This is a genomic window from Segetibacter aerophilus (assembly GCF_007991655.1).
In the GTDB taxonomy this organism is placed as follows: Bacteria; Bacteroidota; Bacteroidia; order Chitinophagales; family Chitinophagaceae; genus Segetibacter; species Segetibacter aerophilus.
Map to the genome: position 1 here is coordinate 1 of NZ_BJYT01000018.1, position 21,439 is coordinate 21,439.

The 21,439-nt window shown below is 33.3% G+C and carries 16 protein-coding genes; 14 read left to right on the forward strand and 2 right to left on the reverse strand.

All coding sequences use genetic code 11. The features are described from left to right. Positions 1 to 2,501, reverse strand: a 2,501-nt coding sequence (locus SAE01_RS18760) for a right-handed parallel beta-helix repeat-containing protein (RefSeq protein WP_147205338.1), incomplete at its 3' end; no start/stop codon positions are given. A 155-nt stretch (positions 2,502 to 2,656) separates the two neighbouring features. Beyond that, positions 2,657 to 3,511, reverse strand: a complete 855-nt coding sequence (locus SAE01_RS18765; RefSeq protein WP_147205339.1) for a J domain-containing protein — start codon at positions 3,509 to 3,511, stop codon at positions 2,657 to 2,659. 790 nt (positions 3,512 to 4,301) lie between these two features. On the opposite strand from SAE01_RS18765, the gene SAE01_RS18770 reads away from it, so the two are divergent. The 14 genes from SAE01_RS18770 (at position 4,302) to SAE01_RS18835 (ending at position 21,406) form a co-directional block, all read left to right on the forward strand. Continuing rightward, positions 4,302 to 5,363: a tetratricopeptide repeat protein gene (locus SAE01_RS18770; RefSeq protein ID WP_147205340.1), complete on the forward strand. Its 1,062-nt coding sequence runs from the start codon at positions 4,302 to 4,304 to the stop codon at positions 5,361 to 5,363. A gap of 878 nt (positions 5,364 to 6,241) precedes the next feature. After that, positions 6,242 to 7,258: a Gfo/Idh/MocA family protein gene (locus tag SAE01_RS18775; protein ID WP_147205341.1), complete on the forward strand. Its 1,017-nt coding sequence runs from the start codon at positions 6,242 to 6,244 to the stop codon at positions 7,256 to 7,258. 21 nt (positions 7,259 to 7,279) lie between these two features. Beyond that, positions 7,280 to 8,167 carry an aldo-keto reductase family protein gene (locus SAE01_RS18780; RefSeq protein ID WP_174834624.1) on the forward strand — a complete coding sequence of 296 codons (888 nt, stop codon included), beginning with the start codon at positions 7,280 to 7,282 and terminating at the stop codon, positions 8,165 to 8,167. Positions 8,168 to 8,288: 121 nt separating this feature from the next. Further along, positions 8,289 to 9,044 carry a polysaccharide biosynthesis/export family protein gene (locus SAE01_RS18785; protein ID WP_246113278.1) on the forward strand — a complete coding sequence of 252 codons (756 nt, stop codon included), beginning with the start codon at positions 8,289 to 8,291 and terminating at the stop codon, positions 9,042 to 9,044. A 6-nt stretch (positions 9,045 to 9,050) separates the two neighbouring features. Then, on the forward strand, positions 9,051 to 11,381 hold the full coding sequence (locus tag SAE01_RS18790; protein ID WP_147205344.1) for a GumC family protein: 2,331 nt from the start codon (positions 9,051 to 9,053) through the stop codon (positions 11,379 to 11,381). A gap of 453 nt (positions 11,382 to 11,834) precedes the next feature. Next, positions 11,835 to 13,172, forward strand: a complete 1,338-nt coding sequence (locus SAE01_RS18795; protein ID WP_147205345.1) for a lipopolysaccharide biosynthesis protein — start codon at positions 11,835 to 11,837, stop codon at positions 13,170 to 13,172. Between the two features lie 236 nt (positions 13,173 to 13,408). Continuing rightward, positions 13,409 to 13,801 carry a glycerol-3-phosphate cytidylyltransferase gene (gene tagD / locus SAE01_RS18800; RefSeq protein WP_147205346.1) on the forward strand — a complete coding sequence of 131 codons (393 nt, stop codon included), beginning with the start codon at positions 13,409 to 13,411 and terminating at the stop codon, positions 13,799 to 13,801. 153 nt (positions 13,802 to 13,954) lie between these two features. Further along, complete coding sequence (locus SAE01_RS18805; RefSeq protein WP_262713377.1) at positions 13,955 to 15,202, forward strand: oligosaccharide flippase family protein; 1,248 nt, start codon at positions 13,955 to 13,957, stop codon at positions 15,200 to 15,202. Beyond that, complete coding sequence (locus SAE01_RS18810; protein ID WP_147205348.1) at positions 15,199 to 15,876, forward strand: LicD family protein; 678 nt, start codon at positions 15,199 to 15,201, stop codon at positions 15,874 to 15,876. The genes SAE01_RS18805 and SAE01_RS18810 overlap by 4 nt, the downstream gene beginning before the upstream one ends. 47 nt (positions 15,877 to 15,923) lie before the next feature. Next, complete coding sequence (locus tag SAE01_RS25215; protein ID WP_170234207.1) at positions 15,924 to 16,901, forward strand: acyltransferase family protein; 978 nt, start codon at positions 15,924 to 15,926, stop codon at positions 16,899 to 16,901. A 52-nt stretch (positions 16,902 to 16,953) separates the two neighbouring features. Continuing rightward, a complete protein-coding gene (locus tag SAE01_RS18820) occupies positions 16,954 to 18,279 on the forward strand; it encodes an O-antigen ligase family protein (RefSeq protein WP_147205349.1) in 1,326 nt (441 codons plus the stop codon). Further along, entirely contained in the window at positions 18,272 to 19,123 is an 852-nt protein-coding gene (locus tag SAE01_RS18825) for a glycosyltransferase family 2 protein (protein WP_147205350.1), read from the forward strand. Before SAE01_RS18820 ends, SAE01_RS18825 begins: the two co-directional genes overlap by 8 nt. Positions 19,124 to 19,164: 41 nt before the next feature. Further along, a complete protein-coding gene (locus SAE01_RS18830; protein WP_147205351.1) occupies positions 19,165 to 20,244 on the forward strand; it encodes a glycosyltransferase in 1,080 nt (359 codons plus the stop codon). 34 nt (positions 20,245 to 20,278) lie between these two features. After that, on the forward strand, positions 20,279 to 21,406 hold the full coding sequence (locus SAE01_RS18835; protein WP_147205352.1) for a glycosyltransferase family 4 protein: 1,128 nt from the start codon (positions 20,279 to 20,281) through the stop codon (positions 21,404 to 21,406). Positions 21,407 to 21,439: the final 33 nt, after the last annotated feature.

Genomic DNA, 21,439 nt, shown 5'->3' on the forward strand with positions numbered 1-21,439 from the left:
CATTGGCTTATAGGAGTAGTAGCCACATTAGTGCTTTTGTTAAGTAGAATAACAGATGAAAACGCATTTAACGAAATTGAACCGCTATATACAGTGTTCTTTACGTCAATAAAATTAGTGTTTAATGCAAAGCTATTTGTAGTGACGGCAGGATTATAAGTTAATCTAACGGAGTCTTCGACATTTGTATTCGTTACGTTAGCATTTAAGAGTTGAATGTTATCAATATAAACAGGAGTTGTTTGCTCTGGTACATCAATACCTATACTTGCATTGGCCTCACTTTCCAGAGGCACAAACAGAAACTCTACCTCAGATCGAGAGCTGCTTATTTTGGTTAACTTTCGATCAGTAAGGTCTGTATATGGCGATAAACTTTTCCTCAAGTACACATCGAGCATCTTGTTTTCATCTGATCCCTGTAAACTGAAACGTAAAACATATGCTTTGTTAGCGGTAACTGCACCTACGTTAATAATAACAGTTCCCTTATTGTTGTTACCAGCCACATTTGAAAAAGATAGTTGTAATGTACCCCCATCAAGAGCACCATTATTCCACCGGTTTGTAAAGTTACTAGCAGGCGAATAAGAATATAAACCACCAACATCAGCGGAAAATAAACCATTGCTAAATTTATTGCCGCCTATGATTTCATTAATTCTATAGGAGGCAATTTGTTTAGGAGTTTTCTTTGAATTAGCATCCTTGCCATACATAGCTCTCCATCCTTGTAGATCTACCTGGTTGAATATGTAGTTGCCATTTACGTTTTTTAATGTATTGATAACCGCATTGTCTTCGATTGGTCTGCAATAATAGTTATTATCGAAAGTGCCAAAGTTTGCAAGGTCATCATTCTTAGTTTTATATTCTGCGACAGGTTGCGTTGCGTATAACGAAAATAATATATTGTCAGTCACAGTATTATTACGTACCGGGCTGTTCGGCGCGATATCATCGTGCTGCATCTCTAACTGTACCTCGTTGTTGTAAATAGTATTATTCTTTATTACCAGATCTCTGGCATTATGAATGTATAAGCCAAAGCCATTGCAATTCGCAACAGTGTTTGACGAAACGTCAACATTAGTAGCATTATCATCTATATAAATACCGTGAGCATACTTCTTACTTTTATCTGCAGTACCTTCAGGAGCGCCAATGCCATTCTCCACAATGTTTCCAATAACCTTTCTATCGTTATTTACAGGTGGATTTGATCCGTTGTTCCAGGTATAAATTGCACCGCCATCATCTTTTACAAATGCATAGTTTCTAATATAATTATTCTTTATCGTTACATTATTTCCACTAAATGTTACAGGAATATAGCCTGTGCTATCAATTACATTTTGTTCGATAAGATTATTATCGCCTGAAATTAATAATGCTTCGTAGGATCCTGAGTCTCCGTCACCCATGCCAGCATAAATACCGGTTAGGCTAACTTTGTTGTTTATAAAGGTAGTATTCGCGCAAGAAGTTGCGTTAAGAGCAATGTTGTTTGTGTGGGTAATGGAGGAATTCCCAATGGTTAGATGGTCCGTATTGTTTGCAGTTATAGCATTACCGCCTGAAAAAAGAACTTCGCAGCTACTTATCCTAATATTGCTTGAATTCTTTATAAGAAAAGCATGTGTATTTGCGCCAGTAAAAACAATATTATCAAAAACGATATTGCTCTGTTCTGCTATTGATACCAAAACATCAACAGTACTTGCTCGAACATTTTGTAAGGCTGCAACTCCTCCCGTAGTATATATTCCTATTTTTTTCTCTGCTCTATCGTAATACCACTCGCCTTCCTGATCTAATGTTTTTACATGATTTTGAATAAAGTAGCCATATCCCTTGTCAGCTAAATAGCCAGATTGAGAAGCGTAGTTGAGCGTATTTCCAGAATGATTCGTTATTCTATTTCTATCTAAAACCCAGCGGTTTTTTCTAATTACAACATCTCCACCGGTAAAATTAAGGCCAGACATTTTACTATCACTAATGGCAGTGTTTCCTGTAGCATTTTCGTAGTATAGAAACCCTTGTTCCGAAGAATTAACAAAATTAGGAAATCGTCCAATCCTTTTTGCTGTTCCATTAATTAAAAGTGTATTGATAGAAGAACTAAAAAAGGGATGGGTAGTCTCCCAAATATTTTGACCTGCAGGTGCCCAACCAGAAGGAACGCTAAAGCCTGTAATGACTGGCTTATTACCACTGCCGTAAGCGCCAAAAGAAATAGGTGAAGAAGAATTGCCTGATTTTTGAATGATTATAGAACCATAAAAAGTATCCCCTCTTTTGAAAAAAATCATATCACCGGCAACAAGGACGGGAAGGATTGAATTAAGTTTTTCTAATGACTTCCATGGAGTTTCCTGTTTTTGAGCCTCGGTTGTTGTTCTGGCATCCGATCCTAAGGTGGAAGAGAAGTAATAACTATTGGAACGGGATGTGAAGGAGATAAGCAGGTAAGCTGCTACTATTAAAAAATGTTTCACTGTTACGGTTTTGCTTTGCTAGTATTTAGTATAGAAACACTAATAACATGCAAATAACCCGATTTATTGCATTTTAACTTATTTTACCTGATTTGTCCAGGAAAATAATCGCCGACCTTGGTCCTACCACTTTAATTTTGAGTACACCTTAAAAATTACATTTCTCCAATAGTTAAGGTCAAACATAGCCCGTTAAATCCCACATGTATACCTTCAACATTGCCAGATATTATTTCTCGCCCACTTATTATAAAACCCCTTTGTTGTAGATAACCTCCAATTTTAAAACCATTATCAACATTGCTGCTTCTTGTTTTCTTAATAGTAATGCAATTAGTATTGTAGTTATTTTTTAATTTTTCTGACTTGATTGCAACGTATATTCTATCTAATTCTTCTGATTCAAAAGGTTTAATATATTTCGCTTTTAAAGTCTTTTTGCTAAAAGCCGTTTGTATTTTTTCGACTTTTTCCTCTTGTTTTATTATAGTCTCGCTAGGCTTATTGTCCAGCGAATCTTTCAACTTTTCTTTTTGAGGCAGGTTTTGCTTTAAAACATAAAGTGTGTCCTTAGCTATTTCTTGGATTGCTTGAAATTTCCCTTTGCTACCAGACCCAAAAAGAGTACTCTTGCTTCCAAGCCACAGAAAAATAAGCAGACCAGTAAGTACTGTGATAGATACTAAAATTGCTACTTTTTTTCTTCTGGCAGTTGCTTTTTCAAAGTGTTTTCTTTTCTGTTGCCTGTTAAATTCATCTTCAATTCTTTGTTGAGTAAAAAGATCAAAAGCGTCAGAATAGTTAGTGAGAAGTAAATCATATTCCGATTTCTTATCCTTATCCGTCAGAATTTGTTTCGCTTCTGTAATTTGCTCGAAAAGAGAATTAAAAAAAGGATCATCAAGGTTTTTGTCTGGATGAAATTTTTGTGCAAGCTTTTTATATGCGTCATTTATTTGTTCGGCAGAGGCGTTTTCTTGTAGTCCAAGAAGATGATAGTAATTATTCATGGCAGCATAAACTTCAGCAGAAGTGTAATTATAACTAAAAATGTAACAAAATGGGAAATCGCTTAATCTAGAAAACGATGGTTTTCAATTTGAGTTGAAATTTTTACTCCCTTTAATAAATAGTATTACCCGAGTTTTACAACTTACTGTAGATAGAAAACTTTTGGGAGCTCAAGGTTGCACGTTCCCCTAAAAAGACTGCTAATTAGCAAATGATACCTTCCGAACTGAAGCAAGTGAAGTAGACCTTGAAGCGAGAGCTAATGTGATATCTTAATCTGCTTGATTGATGATATCAAAGTCCGAAGAAGAATAAATGCATTATTTACAACTATAAATAATAGAACATTTACCAGTAATAGTCCAATAAATGCCCACCATACGGTAGCATAGCTGTAAAAAATCAAAAAGAAAAAACCTGCCACGCATCCGAGATCCGCAATTCTTATTAAAGAGCTTGTCCTAGCTGACCCTGTGGTTGATCCAATGTACTTTATCAAATACTCAATGTTTAACATGACGAAATAAAAAGTCAAACTGTATTTTGAAAAGAGTAAACCCAACATCTGGAAGTTTTTGGTTAGAACGACTAAAAAGTTTGATTATTGCGCTCAAAAGCTTTTCTTTTTTCTTCAATGACACTAGCATTTCTAGAGCGTATAATGTTTCTATATGCAGTAAAAATTTGTAGTGCACTAACAATTAAATAATTTTATTAGATATACATTGTACACATTATACAAGATTAATTTTTATTTTAAGTCTTGTTTGCAGTTATAAAATTTTTGTCGTGATTAAATATCTTTTACTTATTCAACTACTTTTCATACAACAATTTCTGCTCGCTCAGAATGCAAAGCGAAATTTAAAAAACACTGAAAAAACTTCTTCTGAAAAGTATGATACTCTACTATCGAAAGCCGAGTTGGCTTTAGAAAATCAGGAGTTGAACAAGGCAAAAGAATACTACAAAAAAGCTTTGGAATTAAGACCTGGTAATACTTTTCCTAATCAAATGATTATTAGTATTGAAAATAGCATTGCCACTATTGCTGTAAATAAAAAGCGAGATAGGGATTTAGCCAGAAAGGCAGAAATTAATCGCGCTTTAGACAGTGCAGGAAGAGCAATGGATGAAGGTAAATGGGATGCTTCCCGAGAAATTTATTTATATGTACTCTCGCTAAGCCCGGTTAAATCCATAGAAGATTTCGCAAACCATAGAATCAATGCCCTTAATACTTCTTTGGGAACTCCCGGTTTGCTAAGAGGCGCTAATACCTCTTCAGTTACCGAAACTCCAACTAAACAGCTGGAGGCTACTAGACAAACTGCTAGCGCAATGGAAAAAAACTCTTTACCTGATGCTTTAATTGAAGGTGAAGCAGAAAATACGGATAAAACGATCAATCAAGAACTTACTAAGAAGAGTAAAACCAAAAAAATAAATATGCAGGTGGGCAATGCTTACAAATACCAGGATTTATCAAAAACGAAGAGTCGAACTGGACAGGAAAAAAATAGAAATGCATCCATCAAAGTTTCTAGTGCCCCAACCGGATCCACAAAATCATTAGACAATCCGAGTACACCAGTAGGAATTCCAGAAAAACCGAATGGTAGCTTTAAGACTGGCAGCGTAAAACAAAAGAATGTGGATAAGGGTAAGGGAAATAATTATGGGTTCTTAATGAATGAGGCGCTAAAGGCAATCAATCTAAAGAAATATGTTACTGCTCGAGCATTGTTTCAGCAAATTCTTACACTTAATTCCCCAAATGTTGAAAAAAACTCAATAAGGTCAGTAATTAGGTCTATTGACGAGGTATTAGCAAAGGAGGGGAAACATTGACTAATTACTGCTGTTACCTTGGAATTAGACAATTATGAGCTAGCTAGAGAAAGAGGTCTTTTTATCACAACCCAAATTTAAATTAATGTTCAAAACTTGCCAAGAACCTTAAAAAATCTAACAGGGGTTTAAAAAACATAGAAAATCGTTTCTATTAAAACGCGGACAATAGTCAATTTATTGCATCAGTAAATTAAATACTAAAGATGTCAACGACATCAAAACTCATTAAGAAACTTGTAAAACTTTTACTCTACATGGTAGCTTTAGAACAGGGTTAGAAGAAAAGTTCTGATATTTTTTAAAAAGAGCTTCGTAGAAGAAGATAAATAATTTAATCGAATTTTAAGTACATTAACACTGCACGAAAAGTTGTGATATAAAAAAGTTAATGATTGTTTTTTATACTCGAAAACCAATTATATTTGGCCTCCCCATTTTCTACAAAAACATACTGCTATGTAGAAAAACGTCAATACTTCATTGTTGTCTTTAAAAGTAATGATGGATACTCTCGTCCAATAATTCAGTTTAAATCCGAAATACCCTGTTTATTAGGTTTACTCTCTTGCACGATTGTGGATGAGGAAAGCGGAGCTTTTTTATAGTAAGATTAGTTTTTAAAACATATTGAGAAATTCTAAACTAGAGAGAGTTCGGCTTTTAATTTCAATCAAATAATAGAACATAATCTTTAATTAATTGTAGAAAGACAAATATTGTGCCACACGTAGTTACTGCTACACTTCTTTCAAAAGTGAAACGAGGTATTTAGCTAAAATAAAGTTGAGGGTGATATAGCGGCGACATTAGCCAAAAATCTATAAATAATATTTGCGCCTTTATATAAATAAAAAAAGGAATTAAAATCTTTTAAAATGGTTAAAGTCGGCTTAATCGGTGCAGGTAAAATGGGGATCTCCCACCTGTCAATACTTGGTGCGCATCCAGAAGTTGAGGTGGTAGGAGTTAGTGACACTTCCAAAATGGTCCTTGATGTATTTAGAAAGTATTCAAGGTTTCCTGTTTTTGCAGACTACGAGGAAATGCTGATGCAGGCAAATCCTGATGCAGTTTTTATCTCTGTTCCAACAAAGTTGCACTCTACTATGGCACAAAAAGTAATGCAAAAGGGAAAACACGTTTTTTCTGAAAAACCGCTATGCCTAACGGATGAAGAAGGGCAACGCTTAGTGGCTTTAGCTGAAGAGAAGAAATTAATAAACCAGGTAGGCTACCATAACAAGTTTATTGGCACTTTTCAGGAAGTTAAACGGATAGTAGATGGAGGCTATTTAGGAGAGGTTTTTCATTTCGTTGGTGAGGCTTATGGCCCCGTAGTTGTTCGTCCTCAAAAAGAAAACTGGAGATCAAAGCCTGGAGAAGGGGGCGGTTGCCTTCTTGACTATGCATCCCACGTAATTGATTTGATTAACCATATTTTGGGTCCTGTAACGAAAGTGCATGGTACTATCATGAAGTCGTTTTATTCAAAAAGCGTGGAAGATTCAGTTTTTTCGCTACTAGAAATATCGCCCAAGGTTTCGGGTATGTTATCTGTAAATTGGAGTGACGACACTTATCGAAAAATGTCTACCTCGATCACCATTATTGGAAGTAAAGGAAAAATAATTTGTGACGCGAACGAGTTGAAGCTATATTTCAAAACACGCGACTGTCCCGAAACTTATACAAAGGGATGGAATGTAAAATATGTTACGAACTTTACTGATAATGTTAACTTCTATTTAAGAGGCGAAGAATACTCAGCGCAGGTAGATTATTTTATTAAAGCTGTGCAGGGTCAATCTCCTAATAATGTTAATACGTTTCATTCAGCCTGGCATACAGACAGAGTAATTTCGTTAATAAAAAATAGTGTAAACAGAAATTGACGTTATAAATAGATAATTGTTATGGAAAGGATACTTTTTGGCGACAACCAGTTTTTCGCCGTTAACCATATTTCAGATGAGAAATCAAGAGCTCAGTCTATAAGATTTCAGGATGACAAAGCAATATTAAAAACGCTTGATCATGCGATAGGGGCAGGAGTTACAACCTTTATGTGTACAACTCATGATCGTATCGCAAATATCTGCGAACATGTTAGAAATCATCCCGGAAGATATACTGATTTTAAAATGTTTCCTTGTATGCCTTATGCTCATAAATATGCAAATGCAGTGACTGAATTAGGAATATTAGGGGCATTACAAGAATACGTGCCGGGAAACTTTTTGGGGTCTCTTTATAAAGGAGGGCGTGCATTTCTCTCGAAAGACTACCTCTCAATAATGGAATTGCTGGTAGATTCGGAGATGAAAATGTTTAAAGGAATAAATACGCCGGTAATTTTTCTTCAAAATATTATAACCGACCTATTATTGGGACTAGGTATGATTGAAGTGCTAAAAAGTTTTTACTTGTATGTTCAAAAGAAATACAATGCAGAAGGTGGCTTTATTACTATGAATCTACCAAAATTACTAAACGAGCTGGAAGGAGTTGGTATTGAAAATCCAGTCATTTGCACTTCAATTAATAAAATTGGCTTTAGAATGTCAGGGGGAATCAAGGCCTACGAAGAAATACTTGCAACCCGCAAAGTCAGGGTAATAGCTATGCAGGTATTAGCTTCTGGGGCAATACCACCTAATGATGCAATCAAATATGTTTGTAATCTACCTAATATCGAATCTATTTTGTTTGGAGCTTCTTCTAAAGCTAACATTCAGGAAACCGTATCTCTTATACACAAAAACGATGTTTCGTCTTCAGCAGAAAAGATTGCAACGGTATGATGTCGAGCTGAAATAGTATTAACGGTGGGAGGTTTTAAATTAAACCAATTAACAATCCTTGCTTGCACTTAAAGAACGTAACTAATTTATGAATTTTAAAGCAATTTCCAAACTTGCTCCTGTGCTCAGTATTTTAATTTTTAATCTTTCTTGCATTGACATTAAAAAAGCTGTCTATTTTAATGATACTTATAGAGCAGAAATAGCAGCTCCACCTGTGGACTTAGAGCCTGTTATTCAAAAAAGCGATTTGCTTAGCATTTCTGTTATGAGTTTACTTCCTGCGGCAACAGAAATTTTCAATATTCCTAATGAAAATAAAATTACTTCAAGTACTTCAACGGGTACTAACAGTAACGCTGCGGGTTATCTCGTTGACAAAGACGGCTATATATTTTTCCCGATTCTGGGAAACATAAAGGCGGCAGGGCTGACCAAAAAAGAACTAAGAGAAAACATAGTCAAAAGTTTAGTTGATAAGAAACTTTTACTTGAGCCAAACATTACTATAAGATATCTTAATTTCAAGGTAACTGTGCTAGGAGAAGTAGGACATCCTACGGTAGTAAATGTGCAAAATGAAAAGATTACTTTGTTGGAGGCACTTGGTTTGGCTGGTGACGTTACCATATCCGGGAGAAGAGACAACGTAAGAGTGATCAGGGATGAAGGAGTAAAAAAGATAGTAACAAGCCTTAATTTAAATAGCTCGGAACTTTTCACGTCGCCTTATTATTATTTGAAGTCCAATGACATTGTCTACGTAGAGCCAAATAGATCAAAAGTTGCGTCTACTAGCCGTACAACTTTATTGCTGCCTGTAATTTTTAGTGCGCTTTCAGTTGTTATCATCTCAGTTGACAGACTATTAAGATAAAAACGTATGAATTCAAATTATAAGACAGAAACAAACGAAAGTTTAATAGCGCAGGTATCCAGCAAATTTTTTCCTTATTGGCCTGTTTTCCTTATTCTGTTAACAATCTCCCTAGCTGCTGCTTATGTTTATTTACAAATAGTAACTCCCGTCTACTTGTCTTCTGCTACTATTTTGATAAAAGATGAAAAGAAAGGTGCTGAGGAGTCAAAGATGACAGAAAACTTCAATTATTTTTCATCTAAAAAGATTGTTGAAAATGAAATTGAAGTTATTCATTCCAGAGCTGTTTTAACGGAAGTAATAAAAAAGCTTTTTTTACTGGCTCCAACCTTTGAAAAGAAAAAATTTAAGTACATTTCTGCTTACGTTACCTCTCCGGTAACGATCGATGTTCGAAATATTCTTCCTACAAAAGATCTTGAGAAAGACAACAAAATTCCTTTTTCCTACCTGTCAAAAACAAAACAAGTTAAAATTTTAGATAGTACATATAAGTTGAATGACTGGGTTAAAACTCCGTATGGAACTTTAAAATTTTTAGAAAACAAAGGACAAACGTCAATACATACTGATGCCCTTTTCTTTTCTTTGATTGATGTAAATAAAGCTGTTGCTACTTTATCATCAAGTATTTCGGTGACCCCTGTTAGTAAACTATCTACCGTTGTTCGCCTTAATATTGAAGATGAAGTACCACAAAGAGGCAACGATATTTTAAATGCCGTAGCAAACACTTATTATACATTCTCCATCAGAGATAAGAACGAAATGGCAGAAAATACTTTGCATTTTCTTCAAGAGCGTATTGAAATTGTGGAAAGAGATCTTGATTCATTAGAAAGAAGAATTCAAATGTTTAAATCGGGGCAGGGAATTGTAGATTTAAGTGTGCAGGGCCAACAATATATTCAAAATGTCGGGAGTAATAATCAGAAAATTGCAGATATTAATATGCAGCTGGCAGTATTAAGCCAGCTGGAGAAATATGTCGTTGCCAAAGATAACACGACAGGGATTATTCCTTCTTCATTAGGTGTAACAGATCCTGGATTAACTAAGCTTTTAGATAAATTGTATTCTGCAGAAACAGAATACGAAAAGTTGAAACGGCTAACGGGTGAAAACAACCCAATATTATTATCTATGCAAGCTCAAATACAACAACTACGGCCGGGAATTTTAGAGAACATAAGAAATCAAAGGCGGAGTTTGCAGGCTGGTAAACTAAATATCAATACTACTAATAGTAGTTATAGTAATGTATTAGGTGCTATCCCCCAAAAGGAAAAAGGCCTCTTGGAGTTGACGCGGCAGCAAGGTATTATTAGTAGTGTGTATACTTTTTTACTACAGAAAAGAGAAGAGGCAGGCTTGTCATTTTCGTCAAATATTGCAGATAATAAGATTATAGATACTGCTGCAGCTTCGATTAGCCCTGTTAAACCAAGTAAGGTATATATTTACCTTGTTGCGCTTGCTATTGCTCTTAGCTTAGGTATTTGTGTAGTAGTTGGCAAGGATCAATTAAACGGTAGTATTTTATATCGTTCCGAAATTGAAAAACTTACTGCTTTTCCAATTATTGGGGAAATAGCATTTAAAAAGTCTAAGAGCTCTCTTGTTATTTTGGACGGGCAACGAGGACTTGTTGCTGAGCAATTTAGAAAATTACGAGCTTCACTATCATCAACAAGTAACGGCAAGATAAAAAAAATATTAATTACCTCCACTATAGCAGGAGAAGGTAAAAGTTTTATCACTGCAAACCTTGGATTGGCACTTGCATTAGCAGGTAAAAGAGTTGTTTTATTAGAGCTAGACCTCATCAATCCTTCCTTAAGCGATAAATTACTTGTACAAGAAGAAAAAGGCATAGCAGCTTTCTTGCTGGGAGAAATCAATCTTGAAGATATTATAAGAAGCACCGAGGAAAGTCCTAATCTTTATATTATTCCGGCAGGACAATTACCAGACAATCCGTCCGAACTTATTATGAATGGGAATATTAAAAAAGCATTGACTCTTCTGGAAGAAAGATTTGATTATATCATTATTGATACTGCTCCGATATCAGCTTTATCTGACGCTTATATATTGTCTCCCTTAGCCGATACTACATTTTTTATAGTACGTCATAATCATACACCTAAGGCGGGATTTCAAAGGTTCGACGAAAATAATAAGGCCAATGAGTTAAAGAATTTAAGGATTATATTTAACGGTGTTCGTCATCGAGGATTTACTAAGAGTAGTTATGGTTACGAGTTTGAGTATCTAAATAATTCTAAGCCTCGCAAGATGAAACTTATAAGCCAAAAGTCTACGTGGAGTTAACAATATTTAGCAAATTGCTTTAAGGCGTCGATTCAACTAATAATTGATTATAAAGTATTACTAGTTACACCCATCTTGCGCCTTTGATTCAATTTTGTTTGAGTGGAATTTAATATTTGTTATAATAATAATGTAAGCGATTCGACACTCTTTTTTCTGCAAAAAATTCAAGTATTTTGCTCGTTTTGTTGTAATTCAAATTCAGTTGTTATCGAAATATACCTTAAGTTAAAAAACATGGAATGGCGATAGAAGCAGTACATCTTGGTTGAAGTAAAGTTGCTGAGCTAGTTAGAGATATATTCATAGTTGATAACTATTAACCGGTAGAGACTCGGTTTTCGAATAACTTACTGGTGCCTAAGACCTTCCAGCTACTTTTCGATCGAATATAAATATGGTCATGCTAAAGAGACCTTTATCTTAAGGTGTCGTTGTAAAATTTCTACATAAGTGCATAAATTATTAGGAACTAAAAATGCAAGAAGTCTATTAATTAGAAAAAATATTATTTTTTCTATTCTCATAAAAGGAGGAAGTGTTTTAATAACATTACTACTTCTTCCTCTGACAATTAATTATATAAATCCACAGCAATATGGAATATGGTTAACAATTAGTGGCATAGTTTATTGGATCAATATTTTCGATGTAGGATTAGGAAATGGCTTGAAAAATGAAATTGGCTATGCATTAGCAGTAAAAGACGAAAGTAAAATAAAGGCTTATGTTAGCACAGCTTATGCTTTGTTGTTTATTATTGCATCAGCTCTTTTTATCATACTTTCTTTTATATGTTCGTTCTTCAATTGGAATAAAATTCTGAATATTTCAGATAATATTGATTACAGTATTTACAAGATAACCGTACTTGTCCTTGCGTTTTTTTGCCTTCAATTTTTCTTACAGTTAATTAATGCAGTTCTTAGCGCCACCCAACAAGTGTTCAAGTCGTCAATTATTCTTTTGTGGGGACAGATTATCGCCATTACGGCTATATACATTTTAACTCTTACTGTACCTCCAAAATTAATAATACTAGTTTTTGTACTTTCAGGTGCTCCAACTTTAGCTTTAACAATTGCTAGCGTTTATTTATATTATACTGAATTAAAAAGATTTGCTCCATCAGTTAGGCTAATAAATTTTAAATATTCAAAGAATTTATTAAATATTGGCAGTTCTTTTTTTCTCATTCAACTTGGCGCCATGGCTTTAATTCATGCAAATAATTTCATAATTGCACGAATATTAGGACCACAAGCTGTTACTATATACAATATACCTTTTCGATTTTTTTCCATTCTCTCGATGTCATTTGCAATCATTATGATGCCCTATTGGAGTGCCTTTACAGACGCTTTTGCTAGCAATGACCTTAATTGGATAAAAGAAAGCATTAAAAAGATAAGGCTTGTTTGGCTGTTTTTATCGTTGACTGGAATACTAATTTATTTTTTCTCAAATCGAATCTATAAAATTTGGATTAATGATTCTATTAAGGTGCCGGCTTCACTTTCATTCTCCATGCTTGTATATATGATTGTATATATGTGGCATACTCTACATGTATATTTTTTGAACGGTATTGGCAAAATTAGGTTACAATTGTTTGTAGTATTGGTGGGCGTATTAGCTAATATTCCTCTAGTTATATACTTAGGAAAGCAATTTGGGTTACCAGGGATCGTATGTGGGAATTCACTAACATTTGGTGTGATGGGACTAATTTATACCGTTCAATATGAAAAAATTATTTCTGGAAAAGCGTCCGGTGTTTGGTGTAAATAGTGGTTGATATTAAATGCTTTGCCTTTAATTATTACAGTCTTCCGAAAAGTTAACAGCAGCAGAATTGAAGCGAGATATTTAAAGTAGTACTTATAAAGGCTCATTTCTGTATTACAAAAAGAATTACAATTTTGTAGAATTGCTTCAGAATATTGAGTCGATATAATTGCAGAAATAATGACAGCTTTAGTTCTACAAACAATATTACGGTGAAGACCTTTTAATCTTACAAAAAAATGAAAAACATTATTACCTACGGAACATTTGATCTTCTTCACTATGGACATGTGGAGTTGTTATACAGAGCAAGCGAATTAGGAACAAAACTAATCGTTGGATTATCAACTGATAAATTTAACGAGGAAAAAAACAAGTTTTGTGAAATTGAGTATTGGAGAAGAAAGCGATTAGTTGAGGCTTTTCGTTTTGTTGATCTTGTAATCCCGGAAGAAACATGGGAACAGAAGATTAGCGACGTGTTAAAATATCAGATTGACGTGTTCGTAATGGGAGATGATTGGGAAGGAAAGTTCGATTTTTTGAAAGAATACTGTGAAGTAAAATATCTCCGAAGAACTAAACTAATTTCAACTACGGCACTAAAGTCTGTTCTAAACCTTGGGAAGTAGTGAAAATATGTTTTGTTTAGTTTAATTCTACAAATATTCAAGCTACGAAATTTGTCCGACACCAGCTTACTTCAACTAAATGTTGTTTACAAAAATTAGGCTTTAAAAAGTGTTAAGACATTGTAGTTGGTGTAATACTATTATTAGGATATGATGAATGAAATAAAAGAAAAGTTTGTCAGGCATAAGACATTGATACAAAATTTCAATTTCATGTCGATTCTGCAGATCTCTCAAGTTTTATTTCCGTTTGCAACGTATCCTTACTTAATTCGAGTATTGGGAAAGGAAACTTTTGGTCTATTAACTTATTCAACTGCAATCATAGCCTATCTTATTATGTTTATTAACTTTGGTTTCAACATTTCTGAAATAAAAGAAATATCCATACATAGAGACGATAGGGAGAAAGTCTCTGAAATTGTATCTTCTGTTATCGCGATAAGATTGCTGCTTTTAATTGTTTCTATTTTGATATTATTAATCTGTCTTTCTACCGTTAGTATTTTAAAAACCCATAAACTCTTGTACTTTTCTTACCTAGGGGTGATGATTAATGCGGCAATTGACCCAAGTTTTTACTTCCAGGGGATAGAAAGAATGAAATTTACTACGATTATTTCCGTACTATCAAGCTTGTTGTTTTTAATTTTAATCTTCTTGTTTGTAAAGAATGAAGGACATGTAAATTTAGTTCCCTTATTTACTAGTTTTGGCGCATTCACTGGAAGTGCTTTCGGTTTGTATACTGCTTTTAAAAATGATAACCTTAAGTTCTATTTCCCCCATACTAAACAAATCAAGGCTCATATCGTTGAAAGTTTACCTTTCTTTTCCTCAAGACTTTCCGTTTTGCTTATGGAGAAAACAAACACTGTATTGTTAGGGTCTTTTATCGGCTATACCCAAGTATCATATTACGATATAGCAGCAAAATTAGTAGCAGCACTTAAAGTACCTTTTGGTATAATAAATCAGGTTATTTTTCCAAATGTGTCGAAAACCAAAAATATTGTTTTGGTTAAAAAAGCCTTAGTAATCTTAATCATTTTTTATACGTTTGGGTATTTTTCTCTTTATCTACTCGCTCCTTTTTTAGTAGTAATTCTAGGAGGTCATAACGTTTTGCCCTCTACAAAAGTGGTGTATATATTAGGTATTACTTTGATAATAGATTTAATTTCGACTTTTATGGGTGCTCCTATGTTACTAGCTACAGGACACAAAAGGGAATATAATATGAGTATTATTATTGGAAGTATTATTTATATTGTTTATGTTTTCCTACTTTATTTATTTAAATCTATCGGGTTATACCAATTAACAATAGCAACTGTATGTTCTGGTTTTTTTATCTTATTATTTAGATCTTATTATTGTCGCATATATAAATTAATATGATGAATGGAATTCCAAAATCTGTACGAATAGATGAGCAGGATTATTATTATGAGGAGATATATTTAGTGAACGGTACAAAGAAAATGAATGTTAATATAGCAACAGAAAATTTAAAAATATTCCATTCACTTGTTAGTCAATCCAAAATTACTTACGGTTTGTTTTTTGGTACTTTGTTAGGTGCAATCCGGGAGAAGAATTTTATTGTGCATGATGAAGACACTGACATATATGTATTAAGTGAAGACAAAGAAAAATTTTTAAGTCTTTTATTTAAATTCAAGGAGCTCGGACTCATACTAGTACGTTGTCAAGAAAATTTAATTTCACTAATGAGGGCTGATGAATATATAGATGTTTACTTTTTTAGACCAAAACGAAAGCTTGGATTTTTTAAGGTGAGGATATTAGAAAACCATAACGAATACTCCGCAAAAAATTTGGAAGAACCAGTTCTATATCATTTTCTAGGGATTGAACTCTATATACCACATAATCCAGAGAAAATTTTGAAAGAATTATATGGCAAAAATTGGCGAATTCCTATTGCTAATTCTCCAGCGCCTTACAATACTTTTTATACAAAAATTTCCAAAATTGCTCCTTATTTAAAACACTTTCCGTTAGTCCGTACTATTCAAGGTAAATTGAAATATATTTTGTCTAAAATTTAGAGTCAGAAGTATTCAAATTGAATGATTACTAACCAGAAAAATAAATCTTGCAAGAAAGTCTAAAAAGAGTACCGTTTATTGATAAAGCCGCCGGCATCGCAATACTATTGGTAGTTTACGGCCATATTTTTTTTCCTGAAACAGAAAAAATTCCTTCTCATCATATAAGCCTTGAGATCATCTACAAATTCCATATGGAATTCTTCATGACTTTGTCAGGCTACCTCGCTTTTTTATCAACAAAAAAGTTAGAAATAATAAGAGCAAGTGATTATTATCTCTATCTAAGAAAAAAGCTTAAAAAGTTCCTACCAGCATACATTTTTTTTTCAATTACTGCTACCCTTTTAGATATTCTATTTGGAGATTTGACAACCCGCCAACTCGGGGAAGCTGCTTTTTCTTTTTTTTTTAGACCCACAAGAGGCTCGGCAGCTTTTCTTTGGTACCTGTACGTACTAACTGGTTTTTATTCTATTACTCCTTTTTTAATTAGATTGGAAAATGCAATTTTATACCTATTATTGTTTTTCGGGTTTCTAATGACCAGCTTTACACCTTCTCCTTTATTTTGCGCCGAGCTTTTCTGCAAATATTTCTTTTTCTTTTTAGCCGGAGGATTGCTTTTATTAAAGCAACAACTTTTTCTAGTGACTTTGAAAAAAAGTAGAAAAGTTCTATTTATTGTGACATCAATAGTAATATTTATAAACCTGTTTGATTATTCAATTATTCCCTTCCAGATAACAAGTATATGCATTATTTGCTGTGGCATTTATCTTTGCAATACAAAATGGCCAAGTAAATTTGAAAGTTTAATAAAGGTGATTGGACAGAACACATTTTCGATATACTTACTTAATACCACTATTTTAAATGCCATATATTATATAAGTAAGTTTTTTATCAAAATAAAATTAGATTACTTCTTTATTTCCTTCAGCTTCATTTTAACAGTCAGCATCTCAATTTTTATCAGGAAAATATTTAATAAATATATTCCCGCTACTATCTATAATTTGTAGGCTATTCTAATTTGCTAAGAATCAAACGCGGGCGCTAGAAGAATAAAATGTAATGCAGTTAGGAAAATACTATTTCTTAGTTATCGTTTATTTTGTAGGTGTCATGGCTGGCACCCTTGCCCACTTTTTTGGCGCTGATATTCAGACAATACTGAGATTACCTTTTTTAAATTTTAGATGGATTGATTTTTTCATTATAGTTGTAGTAACTGCATATATTTTTAAGGCATTCACTAAACCAGCCAACATTGATAAAACTAAAGGACTTTTGATTTTATGCTTTATTTTATTGTTGTTCGAAATCTTGCAATTAATTAGAAGTTGGGGTAGAACAGAGGATAGTTTTCAGATTGCAGGTTTTATTTGCTTTCTAACAATATTTATTATCATTGATTTACTAACCTTCGATATTTCCAAGGCTGAAATAATTAAATTTATTGAAAGATTAGCAGTACTTGGCGCTATAACAGTTATAGTGAAAAATGCCTACCTGCTATATTCCTTTATTAATGGTAACATCATTTATGTTGATTCTGAAATCAGGGTGGGCCTTGAAGTTATTGGGGAAAAGGAATCTGTTTATACTTCAATCCTAACATCTTTTGTTTATGCTTTTTCTTTATTCTATATAGAGAATTCATCAAAGAGATATCAAAAAATTCTATTTGTAACAGCGATTTTAAGTATATACTTATCCTTAGTTTACTCCTTCCGAAGAGGTGATTTATTTTCAACCTTATTAATTACTATAATTTATTCCTTGGTCTTTTCGAAGACTATTATTAAAAAGATCCAACAAGCATTTATAGTCTTCTCCTTGTTAGTGACATTGTATTTTATATTTGGTAGGGCATTAGCACAAAGAGGATACGACCCAATTCAAAAGGTTGTAGAAATTGCCCAATTTTCAGTAGATGTAGACAATCCGGATTGGGATAAGGGCAGATCTATACCTAGGCAATATGCTCTTACAGCATGGGAGAGAAGTCCATTCTTTGGTTATGGTTATGATGATCTTCATAATTTCGGTTTGCCGGAAGACATAAATGGTGCACATAATTTTGTTATTACGTCCCTTTTCATACGGGGTATAGTGGGTACAACGGTATATCTTTTAATTCTTTTCATGTTATACCGGAATTCAATTTTATTTTGGCGACAGTTGAGAAATTTTGATAGTTATGAGAATAATATAATTCGATTGCTAATTGTTGTTTCCTTTTTTTGGCTAATACCTTTTTGGACTCAGGAAGCGATCTGGGAAAAGTATTCTTTAAGTATGCAAATGATGTATTTAGGCCTAATAAACAACCTAGCAAATAATACAATTGTTAGTCCTTTTAATCTCGGAGTTAATCAATATTGTAAAAATGAGTAACCAAATTAATTATAGAGAAAAACTAAAGATTTCAGTTATAACTCCTTCGTTTAATCAAGGTAAGTATATCGAAGAAACTATACTTAGCGTCATTAATCAAGGTTACTCAAACCTTGAATATATTATTATTGATGGTGGTTCAACCGATAATACAATAGAGATAATTAAAAAGTATGAAAATAAGATTAGTTATTGGGTTAGTGAAAAGGATAGTGGACAAAGTGAAGCAATTAACAAGGGCTTTAAGATTGCTACGGGCGATATCTTATGTTGGCTAAACAGTGATGATATTTTTTTAAGTAACGCTCTAAATATAGTAAGTAGTTTTTTTATCAATAATAAAGAATATCAAGTGGTTAATGGTTATCTCGTTATTATAGATCAATTTTCTAACATCTTAGATAATCTTGTTACACTTCGCCAAAAAGAGTGGTATGCGCGTAGGGGAGTCTATTATGTATCTCAGCCTTCAATGTTCTGGCGAAAAGAAGTTTTGCAAAAGGTAGGTTTCTTAAGAAATGATTTTCAGGCGTCAATGGACAGGGAATTTTTAATTCGAATATTTCAAAATAATATTAGAATTGGGCAAATAAAAAAATTATTAGCTGGATTTAGGGTACACGATACTTCTAAGTCTGCCGCCGGGTGGGAAAATAAAGACTATATACGTGATCTAGCTATGATCAAAGAAATTCACGGAAACCAATACGGAGGAGAGCCGCTATTATTTTATAAACTAGTATATGGTTTAGAAAAATTTTTGAGGGGGATATACCTTAAGAACTGGATATTTTGTTTTAGGTGGAAAGGATATCCAGTAGAAAAAATTAGTTTAAGTAACTAGCTGTAAAGTATTAGTTGTTAATAAATCTTTGTTGTGATAATATGAAAAAAATTACATGGTGTGCTGTTGCTAGAGCGCCCTATCTTGACTATTTACATACTGAGGTTGACAAACATTTTGACCTGAAAGTATTTTATAAAATAAAAGAAAGAACACATCCATGGGAGTTGGATCAAGTTCATTTTAAAAATAAAAATATCGACGGTAATTTATTAAAAGTATTAAGTCTAAGCCTTCGTTCTGATTTACTGATCATATCAGGTTGGGCATTTTGGCAACATCTCATACTCATGTTATTTCCAATGGGATCAACGAAAAAAATATATTGGACTGATACTCCTAATTTGGATAAACAGAAATGGTCTGGAATAAAAGGATACATTAGGAGAATAATTATTAAAATTGTTTTTAATGTTTTTGACGAGGTGTGGAGCACCGGGACTCCTGGATGTGAAGCACTAGAAAAATTAGGATGTGATAAAAAGAAGATTAGGTCTTTCACCTTTTTTTTTGATCTGAACCGTTACACTAATATTTCCCCCATACAAATAAAAAAAGCTTTAGCTTTTAAGAAGAGAAACATTAACTCGGATAATGATGTAATTTTTTTATGTGCCGGCCAAGTAATTTCAAAGAAAAGATTTGAGAATGCAATTGAAGCTATTCGTAGACTGAATAATAGAAATGTCGTTCTTTGGATAGCAGGTACTGGTCCTCAGGAAGAAGAGTTGAAACGGTTTGCAATAGAATTAAATGTTCTAAGCCAAGTTAAGTTTCTTGGCTGGTTACAACAAGATGAAGTAGAGCTTGCTTTTATTAGTTCAGATGTATTTGTTCATCCTTCCCATTTTGATCCTTTCCCGATTGTTGTTTTAGATGCGATGACTTGGGCAAAACCCATAATTGCTACAATAGAATCTGGGTCTGCAAAGGATAGAGTTATTGACGGAATTAGCGGGTTTTTATATCCTTCTGGTCAGGTTGAAACATTGGCGAATAGAATGCAATATTTTGTTGATAACAAAAAAGCTATTAAAGAATTTGGTTTGGAAGCTAGAAAAACTGCTTGTTCTTATCCAGTGGAATGGGCAATTGAGCGGCTTAGAAGTGTGGTTAGATGATATTTAATACGCTTAACAAGTAATAACTAAAATTGTGAGAAGTAATAAAAATACTACTTTAAGAAGGTTACTTTTTGTTGGCCAGTTTCCTCCCCCGATTCATGGAGTTAGTGTTTTAAATAATTATTTACTGCAGAGTAAAATAATTAGAGCAGAATTCACAATTGATTTTATTGATTTGAAGTTTGGTCGAACTATTAAAGAGCTGGAGAAGTTCTCAATTAAAAAACTAATAATAGCCGTTAGATATATTTTTGTAATAATTTACAAAACGTGTATGGTGAGATATTCTATTGTATATTTTACCCTTACTCCTACTGGTTTTGGCTTTTATCGAGATGCGCTTTATGTATTAATTATGAAATTTTTTAGTTCAAAAATAGTCCTTCATTTGCACGGAAAAGGAATTCAGAATAATATTGACAATATTATAAAAAGAAAATTATATAGACATGTATTAAAAGATACTAGTATTATTTGTCTCTCTGAGAGACTTATTTTTGATCTAGATAACGTTTATTTTGGAAAGCCGTTTATTGTTCCTAATGGAATTGAGATACAAAAAGATGCTGGATTGAAAAAGACAGCTTTAATACAGGGAATTCCTCGTATTTTATTTGTATCTAATTTCATAAAAAATAAAGGTGTTTTGGTATTGCTTGATGCACTGACTATACTTAAAGATAGAGGCTATGATTTTGAAGCAAGGTTTGTCGGTGCTCCCTCAAATATTACAATTGAAATGCTGGAAAATGAAATAGAGGAAAGGGGAATGAAAGGTCATGTAACCGTAGTCGGACCACTGTACAGTGAATTGAAATTTAAGGAGTTTAAAAATGCTGATATATTTGTTTTTCCGACCTATAATGATGCCTTTGGATTAGTCAATTTAGAAGCTATGCAATATGGGTTACCGGTAATTTCTACATTCGAAGGCAGTATACCGGATGTTGTAATAAATGAGGTGACGGGTTACTTAGTTGAAAAGGAAGACATTTCAATGTTAGCGGAAAAGATTGAAATTTTAATTAAAGACGAAGCTTTAAGATTGGAAATGGGAAGTAAGGGTTACGAAAGATGTAGAGGTCATTTTGCTTTAGAAAATTTTGAAGCAAACATGGAAAGGACTTTTAAAATGATTTTAAGTAATAAAGCTATTTGATTTTTCAAATATGAGATCGGTAATATGTAAACA